Below are 23,242 nucleotides of genomic sequence, written 5' to 3'. Positions count from 1 at the left end.
GCCTTGAAAACGTATAACAATTTTCGAGGTGGAAAAACTGACAAATTTGTGTAAAAGCTACACAACTATGAAAAAAAGTTGTAAAGTATAGATGTATAGACTTGTAGTTGTTATGAATGATAGAAATTGTTTTTTCTTTAAAGAAAGCGGATTCAAAAAGTAGTGAATGAGAAGGGGATATATACTTTTTCACTACATATATTTGAAAAGGTTTACAAAACAATGAAGAAAGAGGCGTGTACATATGAGACGATTAGGTATTTCTATTTATCCAGAACATTCAACAGTAGAGAAAGATAAGGAATATTTAACATTAGCAAGTAAATACGGATTTACACGTGTATTCACATGCTTATTGTCTGTAGATGGAGAGAAAGAGAAAATTATAGAAGAGTTTAAAGAAACGATCTCTCATGCAAATTCATTAGGGTTCCAAGTATTAGTTGATATTAGTCCATCTGTCTTTACACAATTAGGTATTTCATATAATGATTTATCGTTCTTCCATGAATTAGGTGCGTACGGTATTCGTTTAGATGTTGGGTTCTCTGGTTTAGAAGAATCGATTATGACTTACAATCCATACGGCTTAAAAATTGAAATTAATATGAGTAACGGTACGAAATATGTTGATAACATTATGAGCCATAGACCGAATCGTGAAAATTTAATTGGGTGTCATAATTTTTATCCGCATCGTTATTCAGGATTATCATACGATCATTTCATTAAATGCTCGAAACAATTTAAAGATTACGGTATGAGAACGGCTGCTTTTATTTCATCATTTGATGCAACATATGGGCCTTGGCCAGTAACAGAAGGATTATGTACGTTAGAGCAGCATCGTGAATTACCGATGACAACACAGGCGAAGCATTTATTTGCGACAGAATTAATTGATGATGTCATTATTGCGAATGCGTATGCATCAGAAAAAGAATTAGAGGCACTAGGTGCATTAAATAAAGAAAAACAAACTTTTGATATAGAGTTATATGATACAACAACAGAATTAGAAAAAATTATTGTATTAGAGGAACCGCATTTTTATCGCGGAGATGTATCTGAATACATGATTCGCTCGACACAAAGTCGTGTGAAGTATAAGAAAGAAGAATTCAAACCACATAATACACGCGAAATTAAACGCGGTGATCTTTTAATTGATAATGAACAGTACGGTCAATATAAAGGTGAGTTACAAATTGCTTTAAAAGATATGGTGAACACAGGAAAAACAAATGTAGTTGGCCGAATTGAGGAAGAAGAAATTTTCTTATTAGATTATTTACAAGCATGGGATAAATTCGGGTTTACATTAAAGAAATAGATTAAATAAAAAAGGAAAAAACTACTGACCTCAGCAGCTTTTTCCTTTTTATATATATTGCGAGAGGAAGAGCTATGACAAAGGTGCATCAGCGATTAGTTTCTATTTTAGAAGGGTTTTTAGAAGAGAAATCGATGTTAAATCGAGCTTTTTTAGCGAGCCGTTTACATGTATCAACGAAGACAATTCAAAAAGATATAAAATTATTAAATGATATATTGGAAGAAAACGGAGCGAAAATTGAATCGCAAAGAGGGACTGGATACGAACTAGAAATTATACAAGCGAAGAAGTTTGAAGAATTTTGCGTGAATCTATTTCAAAAACAGACGGAAAAGATCCCAACTTCTTATGAAGAAAGGATAGCTTACATCCTGCAACGTATTTTAACGACAGATGGGTATGTGAAGCTTTCACAGTTAGCAGAGGAGATTTATGTAAGTAAATCGACTGTAAATTTAATTATGAAAGATGTTACAGATATATGTGGTCGTTATCAATTACAAATTGAAAAGAGACCGTATTATGGTATACGTATTGTCGGAGAGGAGTTTAGTATTCGTTCTTGTTTATCACAATATGGTTTACCACGTTATGATCATACTCCGTTTCATGAGCAATTTGAGCAGAGTGATACATATGTATCGTTACCTCATATACCGCTTATCCGTTCGGTTATATTAAAGTATATCGAGGGAGGAACGATATATTTATCAGATATAGAAATTGATAATTTAGTCATTCATATTGCGATCGCGTTAAAACGTTGTGAAGATCACCATTATATGAAAGGGCTAAATAAGGAGCGAGCTGAACTTATCATAAAGCAAGAATATACAATTGCGAAAAAGATTGTAGGGGATTTAGAGAAAGCGTTGGATCTTTCATTTCCCGAAGAAGAAGTTTTATATGTGACGATGCATTTATTAAGTACTGCCGTTACAGCGAAAGATCGTTATGAAAATGTAGAAGAATTATTAGGGAAAGATCTATATGCATTTATGCAACATATTCTTTTTAAAGTAGCGGAAGAACGCAATCTTATTTTTTATTATGATGAAGAATTATTATTTGGATTTGGTGTTCATTTAAAAACGTTATTAAATCGTTTGAAGTATAAGTTAAATACGAGAAATCCTCTTTTGGCAGAAGTGAAAAAGAATTATCCGTATGCTTTTGAAATTGCGGTTCTCGTTGGAGATATAATTGGTGAATATACGGGAGAATCGATTCCGGAAAGTGAAATTGGTTATATTGCGATTCACTTTGGTGGAGCGATGAGTCGTTTGCAGGAACAGAATCAAAAGAAAAGATGTTTATTAGTTTGTGCGACTGGTCAAGGAAGCGCCCAGTTATTGAAATATAAAATTCTATCACAGTTCCGAGATAAATTAGAGATTGTAGGGATTACAGGCTATTATCAATTGAAAGTAGAAGATCTTTATAAAGAAAAGATAGATTGTATTATTAGTACGATTCATATACCAAGTGGTTTGCCTGTACCTGTTATAAAAGTAAACTCAATATTTGATGATAAAGAGATTAAGTTAATCGGTCAGCAGTTGTTTACGAATGTGAATACTAGTGTGCAGCAATATATGAAGGAAGATTTAATCTTTTTAAATCATAGCGCTTCTACGAAGGAAGAGGTTATTCAATTTTTATGTGAGAAAGCTGCTGAGAAAAACTATGTAACAGAAAACTTTTATGATTCTGTTATGGAAAGAGAGAATACATCTCCTACAGCGGTCGGGAATTTAGTTGCGATTCCACATCCGATGCAGTTATTAAGCGAGAAAACATTTTTGATGTTTTGTACACTTAATAAAGCGGTTGACTGGGGAGATAAGAAAGTACAAGTTATTATTTTATTTAGTGTAAAGCGCAATAATAATGAAGATTTACAAAAGCTTTATGATTTTTTATATGATATTATGTCTAATCAAAATACGATAGAGAAATTAGCTCAGGCTAAAGTAATTGAAGATTTTCAAGAGATATTATTATCGTTATAAGAGAAGTATATAAAAACTTCCGTTACACAACGGAAGTTTTTTATGTTTAATTGTATGCGTTTTCATAATAAGATAACAATATAGAAAAAAGATAGCTTGGGGGAATTTAAAATGACTGATATGCAAACTCCATTTGCGTTAATTTTACATGGTGGCAACGCGAGAAGCGCGTCACTTGAAGCAATTGCTTTTGCAAGACAAGGAGATTTTGAGAATGCGAGTGAAAAGATGACACTTGCTAGTGAAGAAATTTCAGCAGCTCATCGCATTCAAACAGACTTAATTCAAGAAGAAGCAAGAGGAAATCATGCAGAAATCAGTTTACTGTTAGTGCATGCACAAGATCATTTAATGAATGCAATTACAGTGAAAGAACTTGCTGAAGAATTTATCACTCTTCATAAACGAATAGAAGAGAAAGTGACAGTATAAGATGTACATTTTATTATGTTGTGCGGCAGGCATGTCAACGAGTATGGTTGTAAGAAAAATGCAAGAAGAGGCAATGAGACAAGGGAAGAGTTATAAAATTAAAGCAGTTGATTCAGAGCTCGTCAAACTGGAGATAAAAAATGCTGATGTTGTTTTAATTGGACCACAGGTGAAGTATTTGTTTCCAGCGGTACAGTTTCTTGCGAAGTCATACGATATACCGGTTGCAATTATAGAGCAACGAGATTATGGCATGTGTGACGGTTTGAAAGTATTGAAACAAGCAGAACAATTAGTTTTAGCATAATTATATTTTTTTAAATATAAACATTATAATGTTATAACTTTATTTCATTCTTTCATAGTAAGGAAAAAGAGGAGGGGTATTGATGAATGGTTTTATGAGTTTTATGGAACAAAAGATTATGCCAACAACACAAAAGATTGCAGGGCAACGACATTTATTAGCAATTCGAAACGGAGTTATTTCTACATTGCCGTTAACGATTGTCGGATCATTTTTCGTTATCTTTTTAAATTTACCAATTGATGCATATATGGAGTGGATTGCACCGTTTCGCCATATTTTAGATATTCCATTCCGATTTACAGTAGGTTTAATGGCGTTATACGCAGCATTTGGGGTAGGAGCTTCACTCGCGAACTTTTATCAGCTCAATCAGTTAAGTGCAGGATTGTTATCTGTACTCGCCTTTTTACTAGCATCAGTTGAACCAATTCAAATTACGAAAGCTGTACCAGGCGTTATTGATGCAGGTAGATATATTTCAGTAGGAACATTAAGTGCAACATCTTTATTCGGAGCAATTGTTACAGCCTTAATTGCAGTAGAAATTTATCACTTTATGATTAAGCATAATATCTCGATTAAATTACCAGATAGTGTACCACCAGCAGTTTCAAATTCGTTTGCAGCATTAATTCCAACTTTAGTCGTTATTCTTTTATTCTGGGGTATTCGTTACGGTTTAAAATTTGATGTAAATACAACAATCACATATTTAATCGCACCACTAAAATCAGTATTAGTAGGAAATAATTTATTCGGTGGTTTATTAACAGTATTCTTAATCGTGTTCTTCTGGTCATTCGGTATACATGGCCCTGCGATTTTAGGACCAATCATTCGTCCGATGTGGGATTCAGCAATTCTTGAAAATATGGAAGTATTCACAGCTACAGGAAATGCACATCAATTACCAAACTTATTTACAGAGCAATTTATTCAATGGTTCGTATGGATCGGTGGATCAGGCTCAACGTTAGCTTTAGTTATTATGTTTATGTTCTCTAAATCTAAGTTCCTAAAAGAGTTAGGTAGATTATCATTCGTGCCCGGCTTATTCAATATTAACGAACCAATTATTTTCGGGGCACCAATTGTAATGAACCCAATCTTAATTATTCCATTCGTTATTACACCGTTAGTGACAACAACAGTATCATATTTCGCAGTTGTTTCAGGGATGATTCCGCTAATGATGGCGAAATTGCCATTTACGATGTTAGCACCAATTGCAGCGGTTATTAGTACGGACTGGACAATTATGGCTGGTGTACTTGTACTTGTTAACTTTGTTATCTCATTCGTTATTTACTATCCGTTCTTCAAAATGTATGAGAAACAACAAGTAGCAGGAGAGGAGAAAGAAAAATGCTCGGAGCAATTATCATCTTAATTACATTCATAGTGGGGCAGTGTATTGCACATTATTCAAAATGGGTACAAAGTAAATCTTTATTAGTTTTACTACTCGTATCAATTTTATTTATCGGTTGTTCAATGGGTGCTTATGTAATGTTAGGATTACAATCACCATACGTAATTATTGTACCAACGATTTTATGTGCAACATGTTTATCTGCAAAATATAGATTTACAAGCATGGCATTAATACAACGTGTGAAGGAGATGCAAAAGCATGGAGCGTAAATTAGGAATTTCACTTTATCCAGAGCATTCAACGAAAGAACAAGATATGGCATACATTTCGGCAGCGGCACGCCACGGTTTTTCAAGAATATTCACATGTCTATTATCTGTAAATCGTCCGAAAGAAGAAATTGTAGCTGAATTTAAAGAAATTATTAATCATGCAAAAGATCATAATATGGAAGTTATTTTAGATGTAGCTCCGGCAGTATTTGATCAACTTGGTATTAGCTATAGCGATCTATCGTTCTTTGCAGAGTTAGGTGCAGACGGTATTCGTTTAGATTTAGGTTTTGATGGATTAACAGAAGCAAAAATGACGAATAATCCGTATGGCTTAAAAATTGAACTGAACGTAAGTAATGATATTGCATACTTAGAAAATATTCTTTCGCATCAGGCGAATAAACCAGCTTTAATTGGTTGCCATAACTTTTATCCGCAAAAATTCACTGGTCTTCCGTATGATTATTTCATTCGCTGTAGCGAACGCTTTAAAAAGCATGGTATTCGCACGGCAGCGTTTATTACGTCACATGCAGCTAACATCGGTCCATGGGATATTAATGACGGATTATGTACGCTAGAAGAGCATCGTAACTTACCGATTGAAGTACAAGCGAAACATTTATGGGCAACAGGGCTAATCGATGATGTGATTATCGGAAATGCTTATGCGAGTGAAGACGAGTTAGAGAAACTAGGAAACTTAAATCGTTACATGTTACAGCTAAAGGTAAACTTTGTAGGCGAAGCGACAGAAGTAGAAAAGAGAGCCACGCTGCAAGAATTACACGTAAGACGCGGCGACATAACAGAATATATGGTGCGCTCTACAGAAGTACGTAAAAAGTATAAAGACTATGACTTCCCAGTGCGCGAAAGTGTATTACAGGAAAGAGGGCAAGTTGTAATTGGAAACAACTCATTTGGTAAGTATAAAGGCGAATTGCAAATTATTCTAAAAGAAATGCCGATAGATGAACGGAAAAATATTGTCGGTACAATTGCAGAAGAGGAGTTATTCTTACTAGATTATGTAGGAGCTTGGACACAGTTTACTTGTGTGGAATAGGGAAGGGCAGGAGAGGATGCTATGGCATCCTCTTTTTTTGTTGAAATAGTAATCTCTCGTATATAGAATGCAAAGAGATAGATTTAATTTGGACGGGAGAAAAAGAATATGAGAATCATAAAAAAAGAGTCAGCCTCAACAATGAGACTGACTCTTTTTTCTATGGTAATTAGTTTAATACTTTCACTGTAACTGTTTTACGTCCCCAGTTACTAGATGTGCCTTTATCTGGCATTAAAACGTCGATTTTATTTCCTTTAATAGCTCCACCAGTATCACCAGCGATTGCTACTCCGTAACCTTCAACCCATACTTTTGAACCTAATGGAATGACACTTGGGTCAACTGCAATTAGTTTCATGTTTGGATTAGCTGTTAAGTTATGGCCCATAGCTGATTTTACTTGGTCGCCTGCTTTATAACCATTTTCAAGTGGATCTGCTGTGTAAGCTGTTGCTACAACGCGTAATTCACGAGAAGATGATGGTGCACTTGTTTCAGTTTCTTTTGCAACAGGTTGTTGTGTAGCTGGTTTTTGAGCTTTAGCCGCTTCACGAGCTTTAGCTGCCTCTTGAGCTTTAGCCGCTTCACGAGCTTCAGCTGCTTCTTGAGCTTTAGCCGCTTCACGAGCTTTAGCCGCCTCTTGAGCTTTAGCCGCTGCTTGAGCTTCAGCTGCTGCTTGAGCTTTAGCTGCTTCACGAGCTTTAGCTGCTTCTTGAGCCTTAGCTTCTGCTTGAGCTTCAGCTGCTGCCTGAGCTTTAGCTTCTGCTTGAGCCTTAGCTGCTTCACGAGCTTTAGCTGCTTCTTGAGCCTTAGCTTCTGCTTGAGCTTCAGCTGCTTCACGAGCTTTAGTTGCTTCCTCCGCCTTAGCTTTAGCTTGCGTTTCAGCTACTTCACGAGTTTTAGTTGCTTCTACTGCTTTAGCTGTATCTTGAACTTTTGTTGCTTTTTCAACTTTAACTGCTGGTTGAACTTTAACTGGAGCTTTACCTGTTAAGTAAGGAACATGAACATAAGCTGTTTTTCCGTTATATTCAAATTGAATCCAATCATTTTCAACTTGGTGTGTTGTTTCAATTACATCATCTTGTTTTAATTTACCAAGAATTTCTGAGTCTGTGTTTGCACCAGCACGTACGTTTAATACGTTTGCTGTTACGTAGTAAGTGTCTTTTGTATAGTCAGCGCTAATGAAAGCTTCTTTACCGCTGTTTAATTTCACTTTTGACCATCCGTTTTCTGTATGTAAAACGTTAACTTTATATCCATCTAATAATTTTCCTACAACTTTTGATTCAGTAGTTGGGTTTTCTCGTACATTTAGTACATCAGTCGTTACGATTGTTTCTGCTTTAGCAGATGTTGTGAAAATCCCAAGACCAAAAACCGCTGCTGTTGCTATACCCATAAATTTTTTCATAATAGCCTCCATTGCATTTGTTTTCGTTGACCTCATTATAGCAACCATTATTTTCTTATTTGCGGAAAACATAAAATTACAAAGGTTTCGTAACGGGTCATTAATATTCTGTAATAATTCCAGTAATATCCTAAAAGCGCTTTCTTATAGCTTATAGGGAAGGTTAGAGCGTATGATGCATAAAAAGAAGAGTATTTCAATTTCTAATAGGTTAATAATGTTTCTGTAGTGTTACGTAATTATTTCTTAATTGTTACAAAAACAGCTTATCTTGCTGTTGAAACAGGTGATTAGTTATGTAAAAATAACTATTTTTGCTGTGGAGGAATATAAATGAGGTGAAATTTAATAAAAAATCGCCATAATTGTTACAAAATAAGTCGAGGTATGGAAAAAATTACGCCTTGATTTTGGTCTGTCACATATTATTTTTGCAATAATAGGATTCTATAATAGCTTTAGTAGGTTGAAATAATTAAAGGTGTTGATAACGTGAAACATATATAATAGAAGAAACACGATTTAATAGATAAAGTGAAACTTTAATCAGTGGGGGGGTTCTTCATCCCCCACTGCCCATTAAAGCGGGATAAATAAAAAACGTAGGAGTGTAAACTCCTACGTTTTTGTTTATTCATATCGTAAACATTCAATTGGATCCAGTTTTGCAGCTTTGTTAGCTGGTAGTAGACCGAATATAATACCAATTAACATAGAGATACCTACTGCAAGAAGTCCAAGTTCTTTTGAGACAACGAGTGGCCATCCGGCAAAGATTGAGACGATCCAAGCGAAGAAGATACCGAGCATGAATCCGATGAAACCGCCGAGACCTGTTAAAATACAAGATTCAATTAAGAATTGTGTTAATACTTTACCGCGCGTTGCACCAAGTGCTTTACGAATACCAATCTCACGTGTACGTTCTGTTACAGATACAAGCATGATATTCATTACACCGATACCACCAACTAGTAAGGAGATAGCAGCAATACCACCGAATACCATTTTCATCATACCGATAGATTCGTCTAATTGCTTCGTAAATTCACCTAAGTCTTGTGCTTCAAATTTGTGCTCAAATTTAGGAGCTTTCATTTCGTTTAAAACAGAAACGGCTTGTTTTTCTACACTTTTACGTTCTGTTGGAGAGGTCATTGTTAATCTTACAGAGTCATACTCATTTACTCCTGAAATGACAGGCGCGTTTTCAAGTGAAGTGTAACCTTCAGCCATAGCCATTCCGAATTCATTTTTCGTTTCGTATACACCGACTATTTTATACGGCTTTCCTTTTATATCTGTATATTGATTTGATTCCCAACCATTACTAAATAATTTGTTGAAAGCTTCTTCATTTAATATAACAGCAGGGATTGCTTGGTTTAATTCACTGTCGTTTAATTCACGACCGTGAATTAACTTTATTTTCGAATCTGTCATAAAGGCGCCTGTTCCACCTTTTAAATCAAGATTTACATCTTTTGAACCAGCAGATGCTTTTACTTTCATACTTACATCTGGATACACATCTTTAACGCCTGGTACGGTTTGAAGACGGTTTAGCATATCAGGTGTGATTTTGGCACTATCTGTTCCATAGTCAGGATTGTTGTAGTAAATCGTTACTTCATTATCTTTTCCTTGGCCTAACTCTTCTTTAAACTTTGCATTTGTACCATCACCCATTGAAATGATAGTAATAATGGCACTAATACCGATAATAATTCCTAGCATCGTTAAGATAGAACGCATTTTGTGGGCAAAGATAGAGGAAAGGGCCATGCGTATATTTTCACTCGTGTTCAAAATTAACCTCTCCAATCTTGGACGATATTTCCGTCACGAATTACAATTTGACGTGCTGCAGCTTCCCCAATTTCACGATCGTGGGTAATCATAATGATTGTTGAGCCTTGTTTGTTTAATTCGTAAAAGAGGTCCATAATTTGTGTACTTGTTTTCGTATCAAGTGCCCCCGTCGGTTCATCGGCTAAAATGAACTTTGGATTATTTACGATTGCACGTGCAACTGCGACACGTTGTTTTTGTCCACCTGATAATTCGTTCGGTAAGTGAGTAGCGCGATCAGCTAAACCTACTTTTGTTAAAGCGGCTAATGAGCGCTCACGTCTTTCTTTTTTATCAACTCCAGCGTAAATAAGAGGTAGCTCTACATTTTGAAGTGCTGTAAGTCTCGGTAATAACATGAAGTTTTGGAATACGAATCCGATCTCTTTATTACGAACGCGTGCAAGTTCTGTTTCAGACATGTTTGAAATGTTTTGACCAGCTAGTTCGTACGTACCTGTCGTTGGTTTATCTAAGCAACCGATAATGTTCATTAATGTTGATTTACCAGAACCAGATGGTCCCATAATAGAAGTAAATTCTCCCTGGTTCAGTGTTACGTCAATGCCGTGCAATATTTGAACGGATTCTGCACCATTTTGGAAAGATTTCGTGATGCCTTTTAAGTTAATCACTGGGCAACAACCTCCATACCATCTTTTAAGTCTTTTTCAGGTTTAGAGATAATTTCCTCTCCTTTTTTCACTCCAGAAACTTTTGCTTCGCTATCAGTCTCGAATTCAACAGTAACTGCTTGTTCTTTCGCTTTACCGTCTTTTACAATGAAGACAACATTTTTGTCACCTTTTTTCACGATGCTGCTTTTCGGAACAATTGTCCCAGTTGCTTCGCCAGATTTACTTGTTACGTATACGTGGAAGCCATTTTGTAATTCTTCACTATTATCTAACGTGACAGTGAATTGATAGTTAGAAACTGTTTTGTTTTCATCCATGCTCTTTAATGGTGTAGAACCGATTTCTGTTACTTTTCCTGTCCAAGTCTTACCAGCGACCGTTTTTGAGGAAACAGTTACTTCTTGCCCAACTTTCATACTAGCAAGCTCATATTCAGAAAGTTGACCTTTTACTTTAAATGGGCCAGCGTGACGAAGTGTAATGCCGCTCATACCTGTTTTTTCATCAGCAGTTTTTACGATGTCATCAATTACGCCATCAGTAGGGCTCGTTACAGAAAGTGTGTTTACTTTCTCTTTTGCCGCTTTAATCATCTCATCAGCTTTTTCAACTTCAAACTTCTTCATTTCAAGTTGTGATTCTAATTGCTGTACTTCAATTTCTGATGCTTTTAATGCTTCAGCAGGAAGGCCTGCATTTTTATCTTTTTGTAATTTTTGTTTCGCAGCATCAATTTGCTTTTGGAACAATGTTACTTCTTTTTGTGCGATTTTCTTTTGCATTTCTGCTTCTGTTACACCTTGTTTCGCAGTAGGGTCATTATATTTAAAAAGGAGCTGACCTTTTTTCACTTCATCACCTTTTTTTACAGCTAATTCATACGTACCTTTTGTTGGATCAAATGAAATTGTTTCGATCCCGTTTGGAATGACTTCACCGCCAAATTTTTGTGCGTTTTCAATTTGTTTTTCTGTTACTTTATATCCGTTATATGCCATTGCCACTTCTGAACCGCCGCCAGCAAATGCAAAATATGATCCAGCTGCAATACCGATTGCTACTACACTAGTAATTAACACTTTATTTTTCTTCTTCATCTATTTATCACCTTTTCGTTCGTTTTAGTATCTACATTCAGTATAGAAGAGGTAAAGAATCTGACAAATCGTTTTAGCTTACAATAACCTTACAGTTTTGTAAGGTACGTATATATAAATGTAAGGTAGAGCTTGTCCTAGTGTAAGCAAATGAATTGACTCGTTGTTTCTTTCTTACAATAATATTGTATGGAGGAAAGGAGGAAGGAAGATGGAAGCTTATTTTAGTGCGCATCCATTAAAACCATTTATTCCATACTCAAGGCAACACGTCCTTATATTATTTATTATGTTGGTGGGGATATTTTTTCTGTATCAATACCAAGATGTATTACGGCAAAGTGAGTGGAATATAACGGTTCGATATGCCATTGTATTTTTATTTATTGGAAGTGAGATTGGACTTCATATGTGGGAATGGAAAGCGGGGATATTTGAACTGGGCACTTCATTACCATTTGAGTTATGTACGATTAGTTTATTGTTAGCATCGATTATGATTGTAACGAAAAGTTACCGCATATATGAGATCGTATTTTTTACGGGAATTATTGGTGCATCACAAGCTATATTAACGCCGAACTTGCAATATGCTTTTCCGCATTTTCGTTTCATTGAATATTTTATCGCGCATATATTGCTCATTTGGGCACCACTCTTTATGACTTGGGTAGAAGGGTATCGTCCTACATTACAATCTATTAAACGCACAATGATATTTTTAAACATATTGATTCCCATTGTTTCGTTTGTGAACTATAAAACGGGCGGTAATTATATGTTTTTAGCTCGCAAGCCAGAAACTGCGTCATTACTCGATATGTTAGGGCCGCATCCTTACTATATTATTTCATTAGAACTCGCAGCGCTTATTGGATGTTTTATTTTATATATGCCATTTGCGAAAAGAGAAGAGCATGCGCATAAAGAATCACTAGGATCATAACCTAGTGATTTTTTTGGACTTACTATTTTTTCAGGAAATATGATTGTAAAAAGTATAGAAGAGGCGATGATGAAAGTAAGGTTAGGAGGAGAGATGAAGAAGGACGTTGTAGAAGAGGAACAATGTGCTGTGCAGTCAAAAGAAGAGTTATTTACTTTTAAACATACGATGTGAAAAGAAGCAAGCATGTATTTCATGCTTGCTTCTTTTCTTTATTTTGTAGAAACTTCACCTTCAGCTTCTGTTTGCGGAATATAGTAACCAATTATACCACCGATGATTGCTGGAATAATCCAGCCAATTCCTAAGTTATAAAAAGGAATGGTGTGTACGATATTAGCAATAAAACTTGGTATCATTTCCACATTATCAAGTGCATGAATACAGCTAATAATGAATGCTGCGATCATTGCTCCGATGTAGACAGAAGGTTTACGTTTCGTATATTTATCAATAAATGATACGAAAATTAAAATGATTGTAATTGGATACAAAATAATTAATACAGGTAATGTAATTTTAATTAATAAACTTAATCCTAAGTTTGAAATCACGAAGCTAAAAATACAAACGTATAGTACAAGCTTCTTATATGAAACGTTTGTTAATACTGTTGCAAAATAGTTGGCGAATGCACTTACAACGCCGATTGCTGTTGTTAAACAAGCGAAGATGATTGCGATACTTAATAAAACATTACCGCTTGTCCCAAAGAATTGGTACATAACAGTAGCTAATAGTTGACCACCGTTCTCGAATTGACCCAAGTTGCCGTTTGAAGCACCGATATAACCAAGCAAGAAATAAACAATTGTTAAAAATAGAGCTGCAATGCTACCGCAAATAATTGTATATTTCGCAATTGATTTCTTCTCTTGTATACCGTTTTGGCGAATTGCATTTACAACAATCGTTGATAATACAAGTGCTCCAATTGCATCTAACGTTAAAAATCCTTCAAGAAATCCTTTGAAAAATGGAATTTCTTTATAGTCACCAACAGGTTCTGCAAACGTTCCTGGTGAAAGAATCGCTTTTGTTGCCATAATTGCAATAATTCCAAGTAAAATTGGCGTTAATATTTTTCCGATATGATCTACTAATTTTGATGGATTTAATGATAAGAAGTAGACGACTGTAAAGAAAATCGCGCTAAAGATTAACATAGAGTACCATTGGTCCGGGAAAAGTGGTGCAATCCCAATTTCGTAAGATACAGATCCAGTTCGTGGAATAACAAATAGTGGGCCGATTGAAAGATAAATAATGATAGCGAATATTGCTGCGAATTTTGGATGAACACGGCTTGCTAAAGTGTTAAAACTACCACCGGCAAGGGCAACAGCGACGATAGCTAGTAAAGATAAACCGACGTCTGTAATAATAAATCCTGTAATGGAAATCCACATATTTTCTCCGGAAGAAAGACCGAGAAGGGGCGGGAAAATCATATTACCAGCACCGAAGAAAACTGCGAATAGTAATAAACTAATCGAAAGTATTTGCGCTGGTTTTAAAGTTGTACGCATATAAAGAAAATCCTCCTAATGAGTGTTTTTGTCGAAAATTCAAATAATTTGTCGAGTAACTGTTACTATTTTAAAGGTCTGATGACTAGAAAGCAATAGGGAATTTTGAAAATATTAAAAAATAATGCATTAAATCGAATAAATATACTATTTATATCTTCAATAGGAAGGATTTAACTTTGAACGTAAAAAAAACACATATCGATCGGATACGTGTTTTAAAAAAATATTTTTTTATCACGTTCTTCTTTTAATATTTCAACTGCTTCTCGGAAACGTTGTGAATGGACAATTTCACGTTCACGTAAGAAGCGTAGACTATCATTTATATCTGGATCATCGGATAAATTAATGAGCCATTGATATGTTGCTCTTGCTTTTTCTTCGGCCGCAATATCCTCGTATAGATCGGCGATTGGATCACCTTTAGCCTGTATATACGTTGCAGTAAATGGAACACCAGCTGCATTATGGTAATGAAGTGCGCTATCATGGTCAGCATAATGAGGATCAAGTCCAGCAGCTTTCATTTGTTCAGGAGTTGCATCTTTCGTTAGTTTATAAACCATCGTAGCAATCATTTCAAGGTGAGCAAATTCTTCTGTACCAATATCAGTAAGTAGGCCAATGACTTTATCAGGAATTGTATAACGTTGATTTAAGTAACGTAGTGCAGCAGCTAGCTCGCCATCTGCACCGCCGTATTGCTCAATTAATAATTTTGCAAGTGCTGGATTGCAAGTTCCCACTTTAACTGGGTATTGTAATTTCTTTTCATAAATCCACATAGTTTCTCTCCTTTATATTTGCCATGGCCAAGGACCTTTGCTCCATTCCCAAGGGGAATTCGAATAACTGTTTCCAAACTGTTGGAGTGGTCCGTATTTTTCTTCCATCTTTTGTTTTAATACTCTCCGTTTATAGGAAAAATCATTAAATTGATTAATCGCAGCGGTGTCATCTGGATGTGTATCTAAATAAAGAGTGAGTTCAACTAGTACAAAGTCCAGTTCTTGAAGCTCCAGTAAAAGCTCATAGTATTCTTCAGGTAGCGATTGATTCACGTCAGTAGTCACCGCCCTTTTTTATAAGGATTTTCATAATAGTCATAAAAAACAGGCCATAAAGTCCCTTTTTGTAGTGCTTCTTTTGGTGTGAATTGTGGTAAGTTTGGCGGTTGAAAGCCTAAAAATAAATTAGGAGGAGTAGAATAATATTTTTTTCCGATAGGAGGACAAGGATCGAGAGGGCTATGGTAGGGCACGAATGATCTCATATATTTATTCACGAATAAACCTCCTTACATGTTCATTACTACGTATTGTATTCAGACATAATGAGCATTTATGACACATATAAAAAAGTAATAGGTACGGGGGGAATGAATGTGGAGACTGTGAAACAATTCATTGTATTGGAAGTAAAGAACTTAAAGGAAACTCTGTATTTTTATGAAGGGATTTTAGGAATAACACCTAGTTCAGAAAGGCCGCAATTAGATATTACAGGGGTTTGGTATGATACCGATTCAACGAGAATTAGTTTTGTGATGAATCGCAGTTTGGGCGGGCGTGAGAAGAGTGTTACGGACTCAGTTGATGTTCTAACATTTTCAATTTCTAACATAGAGAATGTAAAGAAGAGGTTAGTATTTTATAAAATTCCATATACAGAAAAAGAAAGTGAGAAAAGTATTGTAGTACAAGACCCGGATGGATATAAACTTCAAGTGGTAGAGAAGGATGAATAAGCGGAGGGGATTTAGTGGAGAGAAATTATGAAGAAAGTGCGTTGTTTGAGCATCAATTTTGGCTAAAGGTACTTACTGATCATGCACAATTTTTACTGGATGCGTTAGCTCCGAAGGAAAAAGAGGATATAAAGAAAGCTACTTACTTTGTTGAAATATTTACGAATCTGTTAAATAAAGTTCGGAATGTAAATCTAATGGCATTCTCAAAAGAGGCTGAACAAGCTGCTAAGGAAATTCGAGCGTTTAAATTAAATATTATGCAGAAGCAGTTGGAAGGGAAAATTACTATTCATTTTACGCCAACTTTTATTAATCATATGGTAAACGAAGTGGAAGAGTATATAACAGTTTTAGAGTTTTTGAAGAAAGGGGAAGTTCCGCCTGTTTTTCATGAATTGCATTATCATCTCGTTTGGTTAACGGATGCGGCTGGTCATGCGGGTTCTATTTCTGGTGGGCTAGATCTTGTTGAAAAAAGATTGAAAGAGAAAAGCGAAGAATTTACGAAGCATTTTGAACAATTTTACTTAAAGGCAGTTGAGATGACTGGATATTTACGAACGGAGCTTCATCATTTTCCAGCATTAAAGAAGTTTACAAAAGATGTTTCACTTGAATTGAAATTATTTTCGCATTTTTTACATGAAGTGGAAGAGCTCGAGTTATCGAATGAAGTATTAAGTGTATTATCAGCTAGAATGGCAGATCATATGGCAAGAGAGGAATGTTACTACTTATTAAAACTAGCTCAATCGTCTGGACTTGAAATGCCGAAATGTAATCCGCTTTAAAGAAAAAAGAGGTCAATTTTATTTGGCCTCTTTTTCTTTTTTGTTTTCTCTTTTTATTTTTGCTTGTTCAATGCTTGCTTGTAATGTCTCCATAATATTAAGGATGTTCGGAGCTGGAGAGATTGTTTCAGTTTTTTTCTGTTGTTCAATTTTATTCTCGATTAATTCGGTAAGGGCTTCTTTATATTCATCTGTATACATTTCTTGTTCAAAAGGATTTGTAAGGTGGTGGATTAAATTAATTGCTGCGGTGAGTTCTTGTTTTTGTATAGGATAATTTTCGTTACTTGGTAAGTTAGGTGTATTTGTTATATCGCGAATTTCATTAGGGTAGTGGATGGTTTGTAACATAAGTCCATCTTCAAAGTTACGGATAATAGCTAAATGTTGTTTTTTTCTAATAGAAATATGAATAAGCCCAAGTTTATTTGTGCGTTCAAGAGCTTCTTTTAATAATAAATAGGATTTTTCATGTCCTGGGGTAGGGCCTATAAAATAAGAACGGTCATAAAGAACAGAATCGATTTCGTTATTTTGGACAAAAGATATAATACGAATGGATCGTGGTTCGTGAGCCTTTTGCAACGCAGCTAATTCTTTTTCATCCATAATAATGTATTTATGAGGTGCATATTCATAGGCTTTGACAATATCTGTATCATCAATTTCTTCATCCGTACAATCAGGAGCGAATTTTTTATATTTAATAGGTGTTAAGCATTCTTTATGGAGACTTAAAAATTTTATATCGTTTTCTTCTACGGCACTGTATAGTTTGATTCCTATATTTAATAGTCCAAGTGAAAGTGCACCTTTCCATACGGTATGCAAATGAAACATCTCCTTTCGTTCAAAAATGATTATGTATATTATGAGATAGTAAGAAATTTCCTATACGTTTTTTGTTTTTTACGGAAGGGCCTGGGATATAAAGTGAAACTTTAATCAGTGGGGGTTTTCTTCATCCCCCACTGATTATCAGCCCTCACCAATCGGACTTTTAGGGGCAGCCCGACCCCAACCTAACTTCTTTGCTTTCGCTAAATTTTGAGGTGGGGGTCTTACTGCCCATTAAAGCGGGATAAAATGTATTGACAAGCCCTCTGAAATATTTTAATGTGAGTGTATAAAATTGTGTATAAAGGGGAGTAACTTATTACAGTAAAGTCGTCATTACAGGGAGAAACCCTCGGCTTTATTGGCAACGTTTCGTTGTTAGTGAGACCTTTACCAGCAATGGTAAAGGCCCCTTTCTGTCTATTTTAGGACCCTTACCATATTTGGTAGGGTTCTTTTTGTATACAAAGAGAGGAGATATAAAAATGAAAAAACTTATTAGTAGATTAAGAGTTGTATTTCATGTTCGCCGATTTGTTCCATTCCTATTTGACTTTTTTACTTCAAAAGAGGTTTCAATAAAGAAGAAAATTTTATCCATTGCTTTTTTAGTTGGTTATGTAGTGATGCCGCTCGATTTAATTCCAGACTTCTTACCGTTTATCGGTATTTTAGATGATATTGGAATTGTATTATTCATTTTGAACCGAATTGTCAAAATGGCGCCAGTTCAATTACAAGAAAAGCATAACGTAAACGTAGGATAGGAGTTAAAAATATGGAGCAAATTATTTTAGATATAATCGAGTTTTTAAAGCAGTTTTCTTATTTTGGAGTTGTGTTAGCATTAACGTTCGAATTTATTCCAGCAGAAGTAGTGTTGCCAATGGTTGGGTATTGGGTATACGAGGGTGATATGAATTTCTGGTTAGCTGTATTAGCAGGGACACTTGGCGGAACGACAGGACCATTAACGCTATACGCACTCGGTTATTACGGTGGTCGTCCGCTATTAATAAAATACGGAAAATACTTCTTTATTAAAGAGGAACAAATTCAAAAAGCAGATGATTTCTTTGAGAAATATGGACCAGTTGTAGCATTTGTTGGACGCTTTGTACCAGGAGTTCGAACGCTTATCTCTGTTCCATGTGGTATGGCGAAAATGAATATATGGAAATTTAGCATATATACATTTGTAGCGATGTTCCCGTTAACGACTTTATATGTGTATTTTGGAATGAAATTAGGGCCGCATTGGGAGAAGGCCGCGGATGTTGTTGGACAATATATGTTACCGATATTAGCGGTCGTAGTTATTGTTGTAGGTGGTATATTCATCTATAAATTTATGAAAAAAAGAAACAGAACGGAATCTATCTAGTCATTTGAATATTTTTTGAAAATAGATGAATCGTACAGGCAAAAGACTCTAAAGGACATACACATATAGGGAATAGAAAAGAGAGAGGGGAAACAACTATGTCTTGTGAGTGCTCAGGGGCTGCATTAACTTGTTGTCCAGATAAAAATTATGTACAAGATAAAGTGTGTAGTCCGTGGTCTGCTACTGTAGTTGCAACAGCAATCGATAATGTTCTTTATACAAATAATATTAACCAAAACGTAGTTGGTACTGGTTTTGTTAAATATGATGTTGGACCAGGCCCAATTACTGTAGAGGCGCTTGATTCTGCTGGTACTGTAATAGATACACAAACATTAAATCCAGGAACGAGTATTGGGTTTACGTATCGTCGTTTTGATATTATACAAGTCGTGTTACCCGCAACACCTGCTGGAACGTATCAAGGAGAATTTTGTATTACAACACGTTATCCACTTTCATAGCAGAATAGGAGAGGATCAAAATGGGAATGAGAAGTTCCAGTTTGTCTTGTTGTTCTAATAAAACACTTGTGCAAGATCAAGTATGTACAGACTGGTCTATTACAGGTGCTGGTACTCAAATTGTATATACGAATAATATTACACAAGAAGTATATGGTTCAGGTTACGTGAAATATGATGTAGGGGCGGCTCCAATTACAGTTGATTTTTTAGTAGGCGCTACGGTAGTTGATACTGTTACTGTTCAACCGCAAAGTAGTGGTACTTTCACTGTACGATATTTTACAACTGTTCGAATTACTACGACAGGCACAACTGTTAATCAAGGAGAGTTTTGTATTACTGTACGTTATCCGATTTCATAAAAAAGCATACCGTAAATGGTATGCTTTTTTATGTTAAGGAAGTGATGAAATTGGCATTCTATAAGCGACATGTAAATTCGCAACAGTACTTACCTTCTAAATATAATGAAGGATTACTTTCTATATTAATAATACTGACAGATTGTAAGTCTTTTCCTGTGTAAGATATCGTATTACCAGGAAAAACAGTGAAAATATTAGTTACTGCTCCAACGATTTGAATTGTAACCGCTTCTGTGCTGCTAGTACTATTGTAAACCGAGACAGTACCTGATATAAGTAGTATTCCATCGCTTTGCCACAGTATCATTGGTTGTGATTTATGTTTGGCAGAGGAAATAGTGTTATTCGTTATAAGAAAATTTCCTGCAAATTCATTTGTTACTAGTTCGTAATTTGGATTTGAAGGAGAGGGCGGTGGACAGGGATTTGGGCAAATAATAGATAAAGGAGCGAAGCAGCCAATACTTTTTTTGTTCTTCAATACAACCCCTCCTTTTAAGTAGTCTTTTACTATTATTAAATGTAGAAGCATGGCCGATGTGTTAAAAAAAGAAGGAAATGTTAAAAATTAAGATTGTCTAATAGGCTTAAACCTTAACTTATCATTAGTGTTATAGAAAAGATTATATGTAAATAGTCATAGGAAAAGAATAATCAGACTCTGTTAGACAAAAGGTGGTTGTATACAATAATACAAGGAATGTTGGACTTAACTTCTAATTAACTGTATATTTACAAAAGTCTAATAAAATTAATTTGTTATTTAAACGGCATTAATATGTTTTAGATAAAATAGCCCTTGTAATGAATCAACTATTATGAGGAGGATTCACGTGGAAAGAACTGTTTTACGAAAAGTAAAAGGTCTTATTGGATTATTAATGGTTTTTGTATTAGCATTCGTATCATTTCCGTGGAGTACATCAGTCAAAGCGGAAGAGAAGAAGCAAGAAAAGGCACCAAGTGAAAAGAAAATAGTTTTTCCAGTCGTAAGTGATGTACATATTAAAAATAGTGGAACGGATGATACGTTTCGCTGGAAAAGAGCGATTGAACAGTTCAATACGCTTGCGCCAAAGCAAGATGCGTTTGTTATTGTAGGTGATTTCACAGATACAGGATCAGTGCAGCAGTATGATCGTTTCATGCAAGTATATAATGAAAATGCAAATAAAGATGCGGTACGAATGAACTCTCTTGGTAATCATGACTATTGGAACGGTTTATCTGTAGAGGGAGCACAGAAGCGTTTCTTAGAAAAGACAGGCATGGAATCAATTTATTATCATAAAGTGGTAAAGGGTTATCACTTCCTTGTCATGTCTCCAGAGAATGGGACAACTCATGGATATTATTCAGACAAGCAAATTAATTGGTTAAAAGAAGAGATGGCAAAAGCGCAAAAAGATGATCCAGAAAAACCAATTTTCGTATTTTTACATCAGCACATTAAAGATACAGTATACGGTAGTCAAGAATGGGGAACGCAAGATAGTGCAAAAATTAATGAGGTATTAAAACAATACCCACAGGTTATTACGTTTTCAGGGCATTCGCATTATCCGTTAGATGACCCAAGATCAATTCATCAAAAAGACTTTACATCAGTTGGTACATCTTCTGTAAGTTATATGGAAGTGGAAGGTGGGAAAGTACAAGGGAATATCCCATCAGGAGCAAGTACATTAAGTCAAGGTTTATTAGTAGAAGTGGATGATAAAGAAGTAACGATTAATCGCCGTGATTTCCATACAAATTCTTGGACAGGCGAACCGTGGAAAATTCAGTTGCCATCAAAGAAAGAAACATTTACACATGTAGAAGATCGTGATAAAGAAAAGCCTTACTTTGCAAAAGATGCGAAGTTATCGGTATCAAATGTAACAGAAAATGCAGCAACAGTAACATTCCAGCAAGCGTTGGACAACCTTCTTGTTCATTCTTACCGTGTACAAGCTAAAGATAAGCAAACAGGTGAAATAAAGAATAAATTGTTAGCATTTTCAGAGTTTTATCGTGATCCAGTACCGAAAGAGTTGACATTTACACTTGCAGGTTTAGATGGCGGGAAAACATATACACTTGAAGTTGTTGCGATTGATTCATTTGGCAATGAGAGTGTACAGCCGTTAACAGCAGAGATCACTACGAAAAAAGATAATATTGATCCGAATGTGAAAGTACCAAAGGCCGATGTTTTTGATGTAAACTTTGCAGATGGTACATTTAAAGACAATTCATCATTTGGTACAAAAGGTGATGTTAAGGGCAATGTGACTATTGAATATGATAAAGCATTGAAAAAGAATGTTATGAAGCTAAATGGAAAAGCAAATACATTTGGATACCTTCCGTTTTCAGCAGCACAAAAAGAGAAAGTAGCAAATACGTTTACGCTAGAAACTGTATTTTCAATGAATGAACTCCGTGGACAAGGTATTTTGCAAAATACAGAGAGCGGCGGAATTGGCTTTGAATCTACAGGAAGTGGTTATGTAGAATTATGGGCTCATATTGGCGGTAGCTATAAACGTGTTGGCGTTCAATTAGCGGCCAACAAAACATACCATTTAACAGGAACGTATAACGGCAGTGAAGTAGCAATTTACGTAGATGGTAAAAAAGTAAATAGTCAACCAGCTACAGGGAAAGTATATCACCCGAACGTACCATTTGCACTTGGTGCTGACCCTGATAGTAACGGGAATGGTGGTATTCCGTTAAATGGACAAATTGCGCTTGCGAAATTATATAGTAAAGCGTTAAGTTCTTCAGAAGTATTAGCAGCGTATAATGAGTTTTCTAATCGTACAAAGTTAGAAGAAGTACACGCGTTATATGAAGAGCTTGGGAAAGTGAAAGAAGTGTTAGCTGGTACGTATGAGTTTGGTGATAAGCCAGGTCAATATTCAAAAGAAGCATTTCAAGCATTAGAGAAAAGCTATAACGCTGCAAAGCAAGTGTTTGAAAATGTAGGAAGTACTGGAGAACAAGTTGTTCAAACGTATAATGAATTAAAAACAGCTAATGTAACATTTGTACAATCAAAAGTGGCAGAAGAACAACCGAAAACACCGAAAGAAAAATTACAAATGAATATTGCATCTGCAAAAGCAGTAGTGAAAAAAGCGCAAGCTGCAAATGTAACGGACGGTTCAGTGAAATCATTGAGTCAAAAAATTACAGTGGCAGAATCTGTGTTAAAAGATGCGAAAGTAAAAGATGCACAAGTAGAAACGATGAATCGTACGGTAGAGTATGCAATTTCACTCGTTGAAAAAAGCATAAACAAATAAGAGAGAAGAAAAAGAAGCTTATCATGATAGGCTTCTTTTTTGTTATACTAAAAGTA

25 protein-coding genes and 1 pseudogene are annotated in these 23,242 nt (G+C 35.4%); 16 read left to right on the top strand and 10 right to left on the bottom strand.

The genetic code is table 11. The features are described from left to right. The first annotated feature begins 244 nt into the window (after positions 1-244). From AC3WVA_RS22845 to AC3WVA_RS22815, 7 genes are all read left to right on the top strand, one after another. Positions 245-1,333, top strand: a complete 1,089-nt coding sequence (locus AC3WVA_RS22845) for a DUF871 domain-containing protein (RefSeq protein ID WP_098346392.1) — start codon at positions 245-247, stop codon at positions 1,331-1,333. A gap of 74 nt (positions 1,334-1,407) precedes the next feature. Further along, positions 1,408-3,348, top strand: coding sequence for a BglG family transcription antiterminator (locus AC3WVA_RS22840; RefSeq protein ID WP_349303153.1), 1,941 nt, complete (start codon positions 1,408-1,410; stop codon positions 3,346-3,348). A 111-nt stretch (positions 3,349-3,459) separates the two neighbouring features. Next, on the top strand, positions 3,460-3,780 hold the full coding sequence (locus tag AC3WVA_RS22835; protein WP_070805287.1) for a PTS lactose/cellobiose transporter subunit IIA: 321 nt from the start codon (positions 3,460-3,462) through the stop codon (positions 3,778-3,780). Between the two features lies 1 nt (position 3,781). Then, positions 3,782-4,087 (top strand): PTS sugar transporter subunit IIB, encoded by a 306-nt coding sequence (locus AC3WVA_RS22830; RefSeq protein ID WP_098520034.1) that lies wholly within the window; start codon positions 3,782-3,784, stop codon positions 4,085-4,087. Positions 4,088-4,169: 82 nt separating this feature from the next. Beyond that, positions 4,170-5,480 carry a PTS sugar transporter subunit IIC gene (locus tag AC3WVA_RS22825; RefSeq protein WP_001013061.1) on the top strand — a complete coding sequence of 437 codons (1,311 nt, stop codon included), beginning with the start codon at positions 4,170-4,172 and terminating at the stop codon, positions 5,478-5,480. Then, on the top strand, positions 5,456-5,734 hold the full coding sequence (locus AC3WVA_RS22820; RefSeq protein WP_071759272.1) for a hypothetical protein: 279 nt from the start codon (positions 5,456-5,458) through the stop codon (positions 5,732-5,734). The genes AC3WVA_RS22825 and AC3WVA_RS22820 overlap by 25 nt, the downstream gene beginning before the upstream one ends. Continuing rightward, positions 5,724-6,809 (top strand): DUF871 domain-containing protein, encoded by a 1,086-nt coding sequence (locus AC3WVA_RS22815; RefSeq protein ID WP_349303154.1) that lies wholly within the window; start codon positions 5,724-5,726, stop codon positions 6,807-6,809. Before AC3WVA_RS22820 ends, AC3WVA_RS22815 begins: the two co-directional genes overlap by 11 nt. Positions 6,810-6,978: 169 nt before the next feature. On the opposite strand, the gene entC is transcribed toward AC3WVA_RS22815, so the two are convergent. From entC to AC3WVA_RS22795, 4 genes are all read right to left on the bottom strand, one after another. After that, a complete protein-coding gene (gene entC / locus AC3WVA_RS22810; protein WP_492322198.1) occupies positions 6,979-8,352 on the bottom strand; it encodes a cell wall-binding protein EntC in 1,374 nt (457 codons plus the stop codon). Positions 8,353-8,859: 507 nt separating this feature from the next. Continuing rightward, the gene (locus tag AC3WVA_RS22805) at positions 8,860-10,014 is read right to left on the bottom strand and encodes an ABC transporter permease (RefSeq protein ID WP_411470213.1); all 1,155 of its coding nucleotides are present in this window, start codon (positions 10,012-10,014) and stop codon (positions 8,860-8,862) included. Between the two features lie 26 nt (positions 10,015-10,040). Continuing rightward, positions 10,041-10,715 carry an ABC transporter ATP-binding protein gene (locus AC3WVA_RS22800; protein ID WP_000609103.1) on the bottom strand — a complete coding sequence of 225 codons (675 nt, stop codon included), beginning with the start codon at positions 10,713-10,715 and terminating at the stop codon, positions 10,041-10,043. Beyond that, the gene (locus AC3WVA_RS22795; RefSeq protein ID WP_098346387.1) at positions 10,712-11,815 is read right to left on the bottom strand and encodes an efflux RND transporter periplasmic adaptor subunit; all 1,104 of its coding nucleotides are present in this window, start codon (positions 11,813-11,815) and stop codon (positions 10,712-10,714) included. Before AC3WVA_RS22795 ends, AC3WVA_RS22800 begins: the two co-directional genes overlap by 4 nt. Positions 11,816-12,026: 211 nt before the next feature. Between AC3WVA_RS22795 and AC3WVA_RS22790 the strand changes: the two genes are divergently transcribed. Continuing rightward, the gene (locus tag AC3WVA_RS22790) at positions 12,027-12,761 is read left to right on the top strand and encodes a YwaF family protein (protein ID WP_492322193.1); all 735 of its coding nucleotides are present in this window, start codon (positions 12,027-12,029) and stop codon (positions 12,759-12,761) included. Further along, positions 12,762-12,935, top strand: a pseudogene (locus tag AC3WVA_RS22785) (peptide ABC transporter permease); the annotation flags it as partial. 38 nt (positions 12,936-12,973) lie between these two features. Here AC3WVA_RS22785 and brnQ2 read toward each other — a convergent pair. From brnQ2 to AC3WVA_RS22765, 4 genes are all read right to left on the bottom strand, one after another. Further along, complete coding sequence (gene brnQ2 / locus AC3WVA_RS22780; RefSeq protein ID WP_151627730.1) at positions 12,974-14,290, bottom strand: branched-chain amino acid transport system II carrier protein BrnQ2; 1,317 nt, start codon at positions 14,288-14,290, stop codon at positions 12,974-12,976. A gap of 218 nt (positions 14,291-14,508) precedes the next feature. Then, positions 14,509-15,078 (bottom strand): spore coat protein CotJC, encoded by a 570-nt coding sequence (cotJC, locus tag AC3WVA_RS22775; protein WP_000265273.1) that lies wholly within the window; start codon positions 15,076-15,078, stop codon positions 14,509-14,511. Between the two features lie 12 nt (positions 15,079-15,090). Further along, positions 15,091-15,354 (bottom strand): spore coat protein CotJB, encoded by a 264-nt coding sequence (locus AC3WVA_RS22770; protein WP_141539430.1) that lies wholly within the window; start codon positions 15,352-15,354, stop codon positions 15,091-15,093. Between the two features lie 8 nt (positions 15,355-15,362). Further along, positions 15,363-15,578: a spore coat associated protein CotJA gene (locus AC3WVA_RS22765; RefSeq protein WP_001046257.1), complete on the bottom strand. Its 216-nt coding sequence runs from the start codon at positions 15,576-15,578 to the stop codon at positions 15,363-15,365. Positions 15,579-15,626: 48 nt separating this feature from the next. Here AC3WVA_RS22765 and AC3WVA_RS22760 point away from each other — a divergent pair, with 48 nt between their 5' ends. Both AC3WVA_RS22760 and AC3WVA_RS22755 read left to right on the top strand, forming a co-directional pair. Continuing rightward, positions 15,627-16,040 carry a VOC family protein gene (locus AC3WVA_RS22760; protein ID WP_141539429.1) on the top strand — a complete coding sequence of 138 codons (414 nt, stop codon included), beginning with the start codon at positions 15,627-15,629 and terminating at the stop codon, positions 16,038-16,040. A 14-nt stretch (positions 16,041-16,054) separates the two neighbouring features. Continuing rightward, on the top strand, positions 16,055-16,834 hold the full coding sequence (locus AC3WVA_RS22755; RefSeq protein ID WP_195756221.1) for a DUF2935 domain-containing protein: 780 nt from the start codon (positions 16,055-16,057) through the stop codon (positions 16,832-16,834). An 18-nt stretch (positions 16,835-16,852) separates the two neighbouring features. On the opposite strand, the gene ku is transcribed toward AC3WVA_RS22755, so the two are convergent. Next, a complete protein-coding gene (ku, locus tag AC3WVA_RS22750) occupies positions 16,853-17,665 on the bottom strand; it encodes a non-homologous end joining protein Ku (protein ID WP_195756222.1) in 813 nt (270 codons plus the stop codon). A 491-nt stretch (positions 17,666-18,156) separates the two neighbouring features. Between ku and AC3WVA_RS22745 the strand changes: the two genes are divergently transcribed. The 4 genes from AC3WVA_RS22745 (at position 18,157) to AC3WVA_RS22730 (ending at position 19,887) form a co-directional block, all read left to right on the top strand. Further along, positions 18,157-18,438 (top strand): YkvA family protein, encoded by a 282-nt coding sequence (locus tag AC3WVA_RS22745; RefSeq protein WP_048526326.1) that lies wholly within the window; start codon positions 18,157-18,159, stop codon positions 18,436-18,438. Positions 18,439-18,449: 11 nt separating this feature from the next. Next, complete coding sequence (locus AC3WVA_RS22740) at positions 18,450-19,055, top strand: DedA family protein (RefSeq protein WP_048526327.1); 606 nt, start codon at positions 18,450-18,452, stop codon at positions 19,053-19,055. A gap of 98 nt (positions 19,056-19,153) precedes the next feature. Then, the gene (locus AC3WVA_RS22735; RefSeq protein WP_001277529.1) at positions 19,154-19,522 is read left to right on the top strand and encodes a DUF3992 domain-containing protein; all 369 of its coding nucleotides are present in this window, start codon (positions 19,154-19,156) and stop codon (positions 19,520-19,522) included. A 20-nt stretch (positions 19,523-19,542) separates the two neighbouring features. Then, positions 19,543-19,887 (top strand): DUF3992 domain-containing protein, encoded by a 345-nt coding sequence (locus AC3WVA_RS22730; protein ID WP_000525813.1) that lies wholly within the window; start codon positions 19,543-19,545, stop codon positions 19,885-19,887. A gap of 58 nt (positions 19,888-19,945) precedes the next feature. Here the strand turns inward: AC3WVA_RS22730 and AC3WVA_RS22725 are convergent, their stop codons facing one another. Then, a complete protein-coding gene (locus AC3WVA_RS22725; protein WP_048526328.1) occupies positions 19,946-20,371 on the bottom strand; it encodes an S-Ena type endospore appendage in 426 nt (141 codons plus the stop codon). Between the two features lie 352 nt (positions 20,372-20,723). Here AC3WVA_RS22725 and AC3WVA_RS22720 point away from each other — a divergent pair, with 352 nt between their 5' ends. Continuing rightward, entirely contained in the window at positions 20,724-23,186 is a 2,463-nt protein-coding gene (locus AC3WVA_RS22720; protein WP_141539428.1) for a LamG-like jellyroll fold domain-containing protein, read from the top strand. Positions 23,187-23,242: the final 56 nt, after the last annotated feature.

It is taken from the genome of Bacillus sp. EB106-04-02-XG92 (genome assembly GCF_058791995.1).
Note: the sequence above shows the minus strand (reverse complement) of the source record. Positions and strands in the feature narration are given on the sequence as shown.